The sequence below is a fragment of the Fictibacillus phosphorivorans genome, from assembly GCF_001629705.1.
Classification (GTDB): domain Bacteria; phylum Bacillota; class Bacilli; order Bacillales; family Fictibacillaceae; genus Fictibacillus; species Fictibacillus phosphorivorans_A.
Genome location: NZ_CP015378.1, coordinates 1007897 through 1020195 on the forward strand (window position 1 = coordinate 1007897; position 12299 = coordinate 1020195).

Consider the following 12299-nt stretch of genomic DNA (forward strand, 5'->3'; position numbering starts at 1 on the left):
TGCGACATCGATTGCAGGCTTTTATAGTGTACGTAATCTATATTTTTCTTCCCTTTCAATAAAACCTTGTTTAACATCTATCCACTCTTCTTTTGTAATGGAATACAACACGGCATTTCGAATATATCCGTTCGAGAGTATACGTTCATTCCTGATTACGCCTTCTTTTATTGCTCCAATTCGTTCAATCGCTTTTTGTGAACGTTCATTACGCTCGTCAGTTTTGAATTGTACGCGGATAAAGTTTAAAGTTTCAAAACAAAACGTGAGAAGAAGCAGCTTACAAGTTGAATTGACGAATGTTCGCTGATAATCCTTACCATACCAGGTTGAGCCTAACTCACAGGTTCGTTGTGTAGAATTTATTTCGTAAAGACGAGTAGTACCAACGATTTGATTGTTTTTCTTGTTAATGATAGTAAAAGGAAGAGCTAATCCTTTCTCACGAAGTTGTATCGCATGAGTAACCCAAGTATCCATTTCCTGCTGAGTTTGTATGGCTGATAACATATAGTGCCAGTGATTTGAATGATTAATCTGGTAAAGGGATATAGAGTGTTTATTTTCCATAGGAACTAACTGAATGACATCGTTTTCTAATGTCGGAGGAGATTTGAATATTATTGGTATCTTCATGTTTTCATCCTTTAAATGGTTATTTATGTTAACATTTATTAAAAACAAATTGCTGAGGTGAAACGATGGAGTTCTTTATATTAATTATTTTAGTCGTATTTTTGTTCGACGCTGCAAAAATCCGAAAACAAAATGAGACGGTTATTATGCAGAATGAAAAAATGATTGCACTACTAGAAGAGATAAAGAATAAATAAATTACTCTTCTTTATAAAGATTAAAGAATTGGTAATGATCTTTTCCGGTAATCTTTAACACGAGTTTTTTGTTTTCTTTTAATCTATTAATGTTTCCATCAAAAGTTACAGTTATTTGGTTGGGAAACTGGTTCATAGCAAATGTGTATTCACCAATCTCTTTTTGCTTTTTTTCTTGACCATATGCCGTACTGAGCGTGAACGTCAGTTCTTTCGGTAGAATGTTTTTACCTTCGATATGTGTTAGCTTTAGTTGATTTGTTTTATCAATAGAAAACGACGCTTGCCAGTAATCATTTTCTCCAGAATAAATAATTCCGTCATTTATGGATGTTGGTCCCTTGGTACTTGAAGTTGGAGCTGAATCTTTAAAGAAAATCGTTAAAACAGAAACAAATCCTATTAATAAAACAGCAGCTAAAATAAGCTTCTTTTTCATCCTCCACCGTTCCTCTCATCCACTACATAACAGTTTATTCTTTGTTTAATGGTGAATTCCTTGTTTCAAGCAACTCTTAGAATGGAGGTGGATGCGTGAAAATCAGAAAGTACGAAAGTAAAGATTTTCAGGCTGCTCTTGAGTACTGTTTACCACCACAACAAGCATTATATACGTCCATGCCTGTTGAGGTCCTTGAAACGTTTCAAAGAGATATTTTCAACCAGCCATTTGTCGTTTACTCTGACCAACAACTTGTAGGCTGGTTTGCTTTATATACAGATGGTTCAGGCAATATGTATACGAATAATAAGGAGGCTATACTATTAAAATCATTTTCGATTGATGCTAGGTTTCAGAAAAGAAGATTTGCGCTGAATTCTTTGAGATTACTACCGAAAATCGTGAAGCAGCATTACAAGGATAAGAATGAAATCATATTAACGGTTCATGAAACGAACGGTGCGGCGATATCCCTTTATAGAAAAGCGGGATTCATCCATAAAGGTGAAAACTACCATGGGGAATATGGCACAGAGATGATTTTTCATATGAGTCTTTAGACCTTTACAAAGTCTTAACCAAACCTTAACACCACTCCTTAGTAAAAATTGTAATAATTTCTATACATAGACAAAAGGGGTGGCAAGTTTGAATAAGGTTTTTCAACATATGCGTTCGCAGATTAAGAGTGTAAAGTTTTCTGAACAACTGAAACGAATTACATCACAGAAATTAAAGCTTCATTTACAGACAAAGCTATTATTGATGATGCTATCGTTATTTATCTTAACCATTTCGATCGTAGGTCTTTTTAGTTATAACAAGGCATCTGAAACTACTAAAACAATTATTGAAAATCGTTTAGAACGTGAAACAGAAACTACATATGACATTGCAAAGAATCTTAAATTTAGTTTTATAAGAGATGAAGAAATGTTTAATCAGCGTGTGGCTGAAAGTATCAATTCACAGTATGTCGGCCTTCAGCAAGATGATATGAAAGCAACTATTTTCTTATTGCAAAATGGTACGGTGATTCCGTATAAGACGAGCGGTAAAAAGCCAGTTGCTTTATCCTCAGTCAGTATGAAGAAAATAAGTGAATTAGAAAATGGTGTTCTTCACACGCATATTCAAGATAAGCCTTACACACTAGCAATGAAACAGATTCAAGAGCTGAATGGAATCTACGTGATAGCTGTTGAAACAGAAAGTTATATGGAACCCGTATATGAACTTAGAAACTTTATAACGGTTGCTGTAATCATTAGTATTCTTTTAACTGCATTAGTAATTATCTTCGTTATCAGAAGCATTACTTCGCCATTATTAGCGCTCAACCAAGTTATGAAACGTGTTCAAAAAGGCGATTTTCAACATAATGTGGATTATCGTTCTAGACATATTGAAATTCAGAGACTCATTGATAGCTTTAACCAGATGATGTTGTTTATTAGAAATATACATGATCAGATTCAACAAATATCAGGTGAACTAACTGTTCAAGGCAATAAACTTGAACATACATACAGTGAGGCCAACCAATATAATGAACAACTTGTAAGTAAGATAGAGAATGTGATGACAGGGGCGAAAGAAACGGCAATAAGCTCAGATCACAGTGTCCGACTATTCACAGATATGCAAGAAAAAGTGAATGAGTTGAACAAAACGGTGATGACTGTGATGGATGAATTTTTATCTATGAATCACAATGCTGTTTCAGGTCAAGAAAAAGTAAGGCAGTTAGTTGGTGAGATTCATGATAATCATGATCGTTTTGTGCAATTAAACAAAATTATCGATGAGATGGGCACATACTCAAGTCACTCCCAAAATGTAATCTCTACAATAAAGGAAATTTCTGAACAAACAAAACTGCTGGCATTAAACGCTCGAATTGAAGCGGCACGAGCAGGAGAAGCAGGAAGAGGTTTTGCAGTTGTTGCCGATGAGGTAGGGAAATTGGCAGACCAGTCGAGTAAAGCAGCGGCAGATATCATTGCGACAGTAAACCAAATGAATCAAACAGCTTTACAGGCGATTCAGGAGTCACGCCTTCTTGGGGAAGCGAATCTATCACATGTGAAAAAGGTGAAGGATACAACTGGATTCATTCAATATTTAATGAACTCAGTCTTAGACAACAATGAACGAATGGGTGAGATGAGTGTAGCTCTGAAACAGTTAAAAGTAGCATTGCCTGAGATTGAAACAGCTGCTATTCAATTTTCAAGCATTTCTCAAGAAACTTTAGCAAGTTCAGAAGAGATGTCTGTAACTTCTGTTAAACAAAATGAAAAAATTAAACAAGCCTATCTCGTTGGAGCAACGTTATCTAGCCTGTCTCATCAATTAACACAGGAAAGTCAGTATAAGCGTGTAAGTGAAGGTAAAGAAACAGCATAAATGAGGAAAGTGACGGGAATGGTGATCCGTCACTTTTTTAGGTTCTTTATTAATGACTGACTTATGCTCCTACGTCCAAAGATCTTTCAGCATGTACGAGTTTTTTATACAGCGTTTCTCCTTGCATCAGTTCATGATGTGTTCCGTGTTCCTTTATGCAACCTTTATCCATTACATATATGACATCTGCGTTCTGAATGGTTGAAAGTCTATGAGCAATAATAATGGTGGTCTTGTTACATCTAATCTCATCAAAACTAGATTGAATCTGGCGTTCTGTTTCAAGGTCTAATGCAGACGTGGCTTCGTCTAATAAAAGAATTTCAGGATTCGATAGTATCGCTCGAGCAAGTGCAATACGTTGTCTTTGTCCCCCGGATAAAGTGATGCCTCTTTCTCCAACCTCCGTATCATACTTTTCAGGCAAAGATTCAATATAATCATGTATATGTGCTGATTTACAAGCAGCAAACAATTTTTCATCCGAGAAGTCTCGTCCAAACAAAATGTTATTTTTTATAGTATCAGGAAAAAGATATGGTTCTTGTGAAACGAAACCTAGCTGCTTAACCCAATGTTGGTAATAAAGATCATGTAAAGGAAGTTTATTTATAAGAATTGCTCCTTGAGTAGGTTGATAAAATCGTAGTAAAAGTTTAGCAATAGTAGATTTCCCACCTCCACTCGTTCCTACGAAAGCAATCTTTTTTCCGGCAGTTATAGTGAAGGATAGTCCTTCTAGTACCTTTTTAAATGAATCCTCTTCATAGGAGAAAGATACATCCTGAAAAGTGATACTTTCTACGTTGTTTGATAGAGGCAGGTTTCCATCTTTCTCAGTTGGTGCTTCCATAACTGAACGTACTCGGTCTACGTTTGCATAAAGATTTGCAAGCTCCATAGAAAATGTAAACAATCGATGAAGGGCATCCATTAGTTGTCCAGTAAACTGGAATACAATAACAAATGTTCCGATTGATAATGACCCTTGAATGACTTGAAAGCCGCCATAACCTAAGACAATTAAAGAAGCACCCCACTTTAGGGGTTCACTTACTAATAACTGTTTATTATTAATTTTTGCTTGATTCATAGCAGCATTGAAATACCGCTTAAAGTACCTATTGTATATCGAGGTTTCCCAGTCTATTCTGTTGTATGCTATTACTTCACGAGTGGAAGAGATGCCTTCTTCAATATGGATAAGCAAATCAGTTCTTCGATTCTGTGCTTCTTGTCCTGCTTTTCTTATAAGAGGGGAAAAGAATCTTCCCATAAAAAAATATAGGATACTGAATACTAGGATAGAACCTAATATGATGGGTGATGATTGATAAATAATCACTGTTAACAAAAGGATGGTCATAAACAACTGTATTAAACGAGGAATATGCCCACCAATTATTGCAGCAACTTGCATAACATCGTTAGATAGATAATGTACATACTTTGTAGCGCGTTCATTATGAAACGTTTTTATGGGTATCCTTTGCATATAGCTCATAAAATCAGATGTTAGTTGGCTTATCATCTTTGCTTGTATGCGATGAAATGTATGTGGTGCAGCCGTGAATAATAAAGCATAAGCCACAAAGGATAAGGCAAATAAAAGTAGAATAGGGACAAGTCGGTTATAGTTTCCGTTAATGAAAACATCATCAATTATATATTTTTGCAGAGCGGTGTTTGCAATAATAGAAATCGATTCTAATCCTAGTAAAGTAAGGGAGAGCAAAAATAACCATTTAATCTTCTTTATGTAGTGAAACAACCATTTCATATTATTCATTAGATACCTCCAACTTGAACGGTTTTTGCTTCCTCTTGACCTTCAGCAAGAGTGTAGAAGATTCCTCTCATTGCCATTAACTCCGTGTAGGTTCCTTTTTCAACAACCTTACCATCATCAAGTACAACGATTTGATCATAATCTTGTATAGTTGATAAACGATGCGCAACTGTGAACGTTGTTTTTCCGTTTAAAAGTGCGTCTAGTGCTCTCTGTACTTCTACCTCACTTATATTATCTAAAGCAGAGGTTGCCTCATCAAGTAGTACGATTCTAGGATTTTTCAAAAACATACGGGCAATAGAGATACGCTGTTTCTGTCCACCTGATAGCTTGATGCCTCGTTCACCTATTAGCGTATCGTACCCATTTTCCAACTGCATAATAAATTCGTGAGCGTAAGCTGCTTTTGCAGCTGCAACGACCTGTTGCTCTGTTGTTTCAGGATCTCCAAAACGAATATTTTCTTTAACGCTTGTACCGAATAAATAAGTTTCTTGAAAAACATATCCGATCGATTCTCGTATTTGAGATAGCTCTAATTCTTTTAAAGACACACCATCAAGTAGAATTTCACCTTTATTAGGATCATAAAATCGTCCCAATAATTTTAGTAGGGTAGATTTCCCATTCCCACTCGTTCCTACAAAAGCAATCCGCTGTCCAGATTTAACGGTTAAATCAAAACCTTTTAAGATCTCACCTGAAGTCGGATAACTGAAATGAACATTACAAAAGTCGATATTACCCTTAACATTTAATAATTGTAGTGGATTAGGTTGTTCCTTTATTTCTGGTTCAATTTTTGTCATTTGATAGATTTTATCAACCTGAAACATCAAGATTCTTTGCTCAGTTAAAGAGGTAACAACTGCTGTTAACCGATGCATAGCTGTAAAGTAATAGAGCAGAAAAGCTACAAACTCTCCAACACTAAGAGAATTAGACTGAACAAGAATTGATCCGTAGATTAAGATTGCGATGGCTCCTGCATTATAAGAAAGCCTTCTGACTGTGCCCCTGATATAAGCATAAAGAAATGCTTTGACCATGCTTTTATTTAAATTTTGCACATCGTGATTTAATCTTTCATACTCCCACTTTTCTGAAGAGTAAGCTCGAACTTCAATCAATGAACTGATTGTTTCATAGATTTTTTTGTTTAATGTAATTCGGTTTGTACTAAGTTCTTTACTGAGAATAGATGCTTTTTGTTCAAACCGAGGTCCGATCAGATAATAAAGAAGGAAAGATGGAATGATAATGAGAGCTAGTTTAACATTCATCGTAAACAATATTGAAATTGCGATAACAGAAAAGATAGCTTCTTGAATCATAAACGGAATAAAATGTCGGTACAAATTTTGAACGGCTGTAACTTCGGTATTCATTAAAGAAAGCGTTTCTCCTATGGGGGTTCTTTCAAAGTGAGAAAATCCTAGTTTTCTAAGGTGTGAAAAAATCTTGAAGTGAATATCTCGTGAAGCTTTTTCTTGTACTATTCGTTGGAGGTTGTTTCTAACAGTACTTAGGTAAATCATGATGACAACTAATCCAATTACTCCACATAATAGTGTTAAAAATAGTATAGTATCCTTATTTGGAACAATTACATCAATAAAGTACTGTATAAACTTTGGAATAATCAGCTCGATGCTTGTAACAATAATGCTGCTGACGATCATTAATATAAACAGCCACTTATAGGGGCGAAGGAAGGATAGTGCCCAAAGATACACTTTAAACAAGTAAGAATTTGAGTGGGAAGACATAAATCAGCTCCTAATTATTGATTTCTTTCGATTGAGCGGAAGTTATATTCTACATCAAGTTTGTTACCGTTTCCATAACTAATTTAATTTCTTTTAGTGGTATACTTGGAAGTAATAATTTCACCAACATATTATACATACAACATAGATATGGGAGGAATAAATCATGTTTAATAGTGAAGCTGAATTAGTTCTACCTGCTAAAGCATCTTTAGGTGAAGGACCGTGTTGGGACTCGGAACAAGGCGTTTTGTATTGGGTTAGCATTTTAGATAAAAAGGTAAACATCTACGATCCACGCTCTCACGAAAATCGAGAGATTCAACTAGATCAGATGGTAGGAACGGTTGTACCAAGGGAATCAGGTGGTTTAGTAGTAGCTCTTCAGAACGGTTTCTTTTTTCTAGATCTTAACACGGAAAAACTCACACCTATTTTGGACCCTGAACAAGAGCTTCCTGAGAATCGTTTTAACGATGGGAAGTGTGATCCATTCGGTAGGTTTTGGGCAGGCACGATGAGTCTAGGTGAAGAAGCTGAAAAAGGCTCTCTCTATTGTTTAGATTCCGATCTTCATGTGGAAAAGAAGCGAGAGAATTTAACGATTTCGAATGGTTTGGCGTGGTCGCCCGATCAATCGTATATGTATCTCATTGATACACCAACGAAAAAAGTGACGAGATTTCAATATGATCTTCAAACGGGACATATCCAAAATGCAACAGAAGTGATTTCTTTTCCAGAAGGAGTAGGTTCTCCAGATGGTATGACGATTGATGAAGAAGGCATGCTTTGGATCGCTCATTGGGGCGGTGCACAAGTTTCCAGGTGGAACCCAGAAACAGGCGAACAGTTATCTTCTATTCCCATTCCATCATTAAATGTTACATCATGCACGTTTGGCGGAGAAAATATGGACGAGTTGTATGTAACAACAGCTAGGAAAAATACAAGTGCAGAGAACTTAGAAAGATTTCCAGAAGCAGGCGGGTTGTTTAAAGTAAGACCAGGTGTTAAAGGAATGCCAGCATATTCTTTCAAAGGGTGAAACCAGGACAGCGTTAGTAAACGCTGTTTTTTTTGATTAACAAAAACTTGCGATCATCGTTCATCGTCTAATAATAAGAGAGGGGGGAATTGGTATGGAAAACATGTTAGTCGATGTGAGTTCTGTAGAAGATAAAGAGCACATTTTAAACGAAGCCATGAATGAATACGGACAAGACATGCTGCAGCTCGTTTATTCTTATGTGAATCATACAAGCGTTGCTGAAGATTTAACACAAGATATCTTTGTAAAGTGCTATAAAGCATTGCATACATATAACGGAAAATCAAAATTTAAAACATGGCTATGGCGAATTGCCATTAACCATTGTAAGGACTTTTTGAAAAGTTGGTACAACAATAGAGTTATCCCCACAGAAGAAGAGCCTTCTTTTCATCGAACTGAGGTGGATGTAGTTGAGCATGAAGTCATTCAAAAAGAAGATGATGAGAACTTAATCCATGCAATTATGCAGTTGGAAATCAAATATAGAGAGGTTATTTATCTTTTTTATTACGAGGAGCTGTCTATTAAAGAGATCGCTTTAGTGACTGAAGTGAGTGACAATACAGTCAAAACAAGAATGCGCCGAGCTAAAGAACTATTGAAAATATGTTTGGAGGGTTAGGGATGGAGAACCGTTTAAAAAACTTAAAGAAAATCATGGACGAAAAAACTTTTTCACAAGTAAGGTTCACCGAAAAGCATCGCGAAATCATACTGAATAAATGGAGTAATCAAGAAGATAAGGAACAGATTGTATTAAATATTTTGCAGTTGTTGAACCAAGAAAAGACAGGTTATCAGTTAGCGAACTTACTTATTGCACGCGGGGTAAAACAATTTGATGACAATGAAGGATCTCTCTATGTATTGTTGCACTCTTTAGAGAGTAAAGGAGTCGTTCAATCTGGATGGCTATCGAAAGAGAAAACCAAGTATTATCAGTTAACAAGTAAAGGGAAAAGATTATTGAAGCAAGCAGATCATAAGGAAAAACGGTCATCAGTCATTCTGCAGCAGTTGATAGGAGGAGCGGAATGGAAAATCGCAGAAAGTCGTTTCTAAACGAAGTTACAAATCAGATTCGTTCAAAGGAAGCAAAAGAACAAGTTTCTGCTGAGTTGAAATACCATATGAAAGAAGCAAAAATGCGATGGGTAAATAAAGGATACTCTGAAGTGGATGCTGAACAAAAAGCGATTGAGCAAATGGGAAGTCCAATCACGCTAGGTATTCAGTTAAACAAGATTCATCGTCCAAGAATTGATTGGGTCTTGGTCGCGTTATTGACTTCTGTACTCTTACTAGGATTTTTACCTATACTCTCTTTGGGGTATGATAGCAATCATTACTTTTTAATGAGAAAGATGATATTGGTTGTCCTTGGCATGATTGTGGCTTTAGGTCTAATGTTTGTTGATTATCGGAAGTTAGTAAGGTGGGGATGGGTGTTTTATGGGGTAGGTACTGTGTTGCTGCTATCTTTGCTCTTCTTTTCTAGTGGTACGATTAATGGGAAGCCATTCTTATTAATCGGAGAGCTAACAATTGAAAGCATTGTTGCACTGCCATTCTTTATGGTTGCCTGGGCTTGCTTCTTTAATCGAGATACCTTTAAAGTCTATCAATTTATACTCTTATTCTTGGTTTCGCTATTATTATTCTTCATGATACCAAGTATCGCAACGACTTACTTGTATTTTGCCATGGTACTGTCCATGCTATGGTGGAGCAAATTTTCCAATCGGCAAAAAGGTGTTGTTTCAGGCATTACGGTAGGTTCGTTACTATTAATTGGTATTTTCTCTTGGCAGTATCAACCGTATTTTATAAAAGATAGAATGATAGGTTTTCTGAATCCTGGAAAAGTAGCTGATGGAGCAGGGTATCAGGTGCTTCAAATTCAGAAGTTAATATCTGGTGCAGGATGGTTCGGGGAAAATAAGAGTGTTAAACAGTTCATACCTGAAGCACACACTGATTTTGCATTTGTAAGCATCACGTATCACTATGGCTGGATAGCAGCGATTTTTCTTATACTCATCCTTTTATTAATACTTGCAAGAGTGGTTATCGCGACACAGCAAGTAAGAGATTACTTTGGAAAACTTCTCATCATTGGCAGCTTATCTTTATTACTTTTTCAAATGGTAAGTAATATCGGAATGGCGTTCGGATTTTTCCCTCTTACTAGCATGTCACTGCCGTTTATTAGTTACGGGTTGGTTCCCATTCTATTAAACGCTATCTTGATTGGAGTAGTGCTAAGTGTTTATCGAAGGAAGGATTTAAGCAGGTCAGCTCTTTAATAAATTTCTTTAGTGGCGTTGTCGATCTTGAGGGTTTCCGTTCGTTGTATACTTAAAAGAAAAAATAGTTTTTGCATACAAGGAGGAAACGGCTATGCTATTCATGCTGATTGTTAAAGCTTCAAAAAATTCAGAAGGTGGTAACCGCCCGAATGAAGAGCTTAATGAAGCGATGCGAAAGTACAATGAAGAATTAGTTAAAGCTGGTGTTCGGGTTCTTGCTAAAGGATTACACCCAAGTAGAAATGGTATCAGAATCTCTTTTCTGCATCCAGGAGAAAAACCAGTGGTTACGGACGGGCCATTCACGGAAACAAAGGAATTGATTGCTGGGTTTATTCTGATTGATGTGAACTCTAGGGAAGAAGCCGTTGAATGGGCGATGAAGATGCCTGATCCACAAGGAAACGGTGAAGGTCAGATTGAATTAAGGCAAGTATTTGAGTAATTATTGTTCCTACCTTTGAAAATGATAGATTGCAAAAGAACCTCACTTACATAAGAGGTTCTTTTTTATTAATAAAAATCATTGATTTAGTTTGTTTTAGAAGGTAATATAATTAAAAATACTACGAAATGAAGGTTTTGGGTTATGGATGCATTTGATAGAAAATTGATACATCTTCTTCAAAAAAACGGGAGAATGAAATGGGCAGACTTAGCCGCTCAGGTAGGTCTATCCGCCCCAGCTACCGCTGAACGCGTAAACCGCTTGATGGAAAATGGTGTGATCAAAGAATTTGCTGCAAGAATTGATGCTGAGAAAGTGGGAAGTGAACTAACAGCTTTTGTTGCCGTTTCACTAGAGCGTCCAGAGCATCGCGCTCCATTTTTAGCACGTATTGAAGAGTTAATAGAAGTGATGGAATGTCATCATATTGCGGGAGAAGATGATTATTTATTAAAAATTCGATCACGAAATACGAAGGATTTAGATCGAATCATCAGCTATGAAGTAAAAGGACTAACAGGGGTTGTTCGTACTAAAACAACGATTGTGATGGATACGACAAAAGAGTCGATTGAAGTTCCTTTGCAACCGCATGTCTTTTCAGGTGAATAAAAGGTGCTTTACGAACTTTATTTAAAAGGCTTAATCATGGGAATTTCAATAGCGGCTCCAGTTGGACCAATCGGTGTATTATGCATGCAGCGCACATTAACGCAAGGTCGTGTGGTGGGAATTGTATCGGGATTGGGTGCTGCATGTGCAGATGTTATTTATGGTTTGATTGCAGGGCTTGGTCTCACGATGGTTTCTCCATTCATAATGAGCCATAAATTGTGGATTCAACTAATTGGGGGAGTATTCCTATTGTACTTAGGTCTGAAAATCTTAACTTCTAAAGCAAGACCTATGGATGGCACACCTCAAAAGAGTAGTCGTCTTACTTCCGCTTTTTTTACAACCTTTCTACAAACATTAACGAACCCCATGACCATATTATCTTTTGCTGCCATATTCGCGGGGTTAGGTATCGTTAACACTCACACAAGTACTATCTCTTCCATCACATTGATTGTTGGCATCTTTTGCGGATCTACTGCCTGGTGGTTGTTCTTAACATTTATAGTGAGCATGATGAGTAAAAGAATGAATCAGCAGCACATGGTTATGATTAATGTTATATCAGGAATTATCATAGGTTTGTTCGGTGTTTTTTCACTTATACGTTTAATGATTGGATAGTGAG

Annotated in this window: 14 protein-coding genes; 10 read left to right on the forward strand and 4 right to left on the reverse strand. The window is 36.5% G+C overall.

Annotated features, from left to right (window positions below; translation table 11 throughout):
* Positions 1-21: 21 nt before the first annotated feature.
* On the reverse strand, positions 22-636 hold the full coding sequence (locus ABE65_RS05155; RefSeq protein ID WP_066392067.1) for a GNAT family N-acetyltransferase: 615 nt from the start codon (positions 634-636) through the stop codon (positions 22-24).
* A gap of 65 nt (positions 637-701) precedes the next feature.
* Here ABE65_RS05155 and ABE65_RS22305 point away from each other — a divergent pair, with 65 nt between their 5' ends.
* Positions 702-833 carry a hypothetical protein gene (locus ABE65_RS22305; protein ID WP_265589250.1) on the forward strand — a complete coding sequence of 44 codons (132 nt, stop codon included), beginning with the start codon at positions 702-704 and terminating at the stop codon, positions 831-833.
* 1 nt (position 834) lies between these two features.
* Here the strand turns inward: ABE65_RS22305 and ABE65_RS05160 are convergent, their stop codons facing one another.
* Complete coding sequence (locus ABE65_RS05160; protein WP_066392069.1) at positions 835-1272, reverse strand: hypothetical protein; 438 nt, start codon at positions 1270-1272, stop codon at positions 835-837.
* A 95-nt stretch (positions 1273-1367) separates the two neighbouring features.
* Here ABE65_RS05160 and ABE65_RS05165 point away from each other — a divergent pair, with 95 nt between their 5' ends.
* Positions 1368-1835 (forward strand): GNAT family N-acetyltransferase, encoded by a 468-nt coding sequence (locus ABE65_RS05165; RefSeq protein ID WP_066392070.1) that lies wholly within the window; start codon positions 1368-1370, stop codon positions 1833-1835.
* Between the two features lie 88 nt (positions 1836-1923).
* The gene (locus ABE65_RS05170) at positions 1924-3684 is read left to right on the forward strand and encodes a methyl-accepting chemotaxis protein (RefSeq protein ID WP_066392073.1); all 1761 of its coding nucleotides are present in this window, start codon (positions 1924-1926) and stop codon (positions 3682-3684) included.
* A 61-nt stretch (positions 3685-3745) separates the two neighbouring features.
* Here the strand turns inward: ABE65_RS05170 and ABE65_RS05175 are convergent, their stop codons facing one another.
* The gene (locus ABE65_RS05175; RefSeq protein ID WP_066392075.1) at positions 3746-5473 is read right to left on the reverse strand and encodes an ABC transporter ATP-binding protein; all 1728 of its coding nucleotides are present in this window, start codon (positions 5471-5473) and stop codon (positions 3746-3748) included.
* The gene (locus ABE65_RS05180; RefSeq protein WP_066392077.1) at positions 5473-7245 is read right to left on the reverse strand and encodes an ABC transporter ATP-binding protein; all 1773 of its coding nucleotides are present in this window, start codon (positions 7243-7245) and stop codon (positions 5473-5475) included. The genes ABE65_RS05175 and ABE65_RS05180 overlap by 1 nt, the downstream gene beginning before the upstream one ends.
* A 166-nt stretch (positions 7246-7411) precedes the next feature.
* On the opposite strand from ABE65_RS05180, the gene ABE65_RS05185 reads away from it, so the two are divergent.
* The 7 genes from ABE65_RS05185 to ABE65_RS05215 all read left to right on the forward strand — a co-directional run bounded on the left by ABE65_RS05185 (position 7412) and on the right by ABE65_RS05215 (position 12295).
* The gene (locus tag ABE65_RS05185; RefSeq protein WP_066392079.1) at positions 7412-8293 is read left to right on the forward strand and encodes an SMP-30/gluconolactonase/LRE family protein; all 882 of its coding nucleotides are present in this window, start codon (positions 7412-7414) and stop codon (positions 8291-8293) included.
* 94 nt (positions 8294-8387) lie between these two features.
* Positions 8388-8921, forward strand: a complete 534-nt coding sequence (locus tag ABE65_RS05190; protein ID WP_066392083.1) for a sigma-70 family RNA polymerase sigma factor — start codon at positions 8388-8390, stop codon at positions 8919-8921.
* A 2-nt stretch (positions 8922-8923) separates the two neighbouring features.
* Positions 8924-9361 (forward strand): PadR family transcriptional regulator, encoded by a 438-nt coding sequence (locus ABE65_RS05195; RefSeq protein WP_066392084.1) that lies wholly within the window; start codon positions 8924-8926, stop codon positions 9359-9361.
* Positions 9334-10605 carry an FtsW/RodA/SpoVE family cell cycle protein gene (locus tag ABE65_RS05200; protein WP_066392086.1) on the forward strand — a complete coding sequence of 424 codons (1272 nt, stop codon included), beginning with the start codon at positions 9334-9336 and terminating at the stop codon, positions 10603-10605. Before ABE65_RS05195 ends, ABE65_RS05200 begins: the two co-directional genes overlap by 28 nt.
* A 94-nt stretch (positions 10606-10699) precedes the next feature.
* Positions 10700-11053, forward strand: a complete 354-nt coding sequence (locus ABE65_RS05205) for a YciI family protein (RefSeq protein ID WP_066392088.1) — start codon at positions 10700-10702, stop codon at positions 11051-11053.
* Between the two features lie 144 nt (positions 11054-11197).
* A complete protein-coding gene (locus ABE65_RS05210; protein WP_066392090.1) occupies positions 11198-11668 on the forward strand; it encodes an Lrp/AsnC family transcriptional regulator in 471 nt (156 codons plus the stop codon).
* 3 nt (positions 11669-11671) lie between these two features.
* Positions 11672-12295, forward strand: coding sequence for a LysE family translocator (locus ABE65_RS05215; protein WP_231887852.1), 624 nt, complete (start codon positions 11672-11674; stop codon positions 12293-12295).
* Positions 12296-12299: the final 4 nt, after the last annotated feature.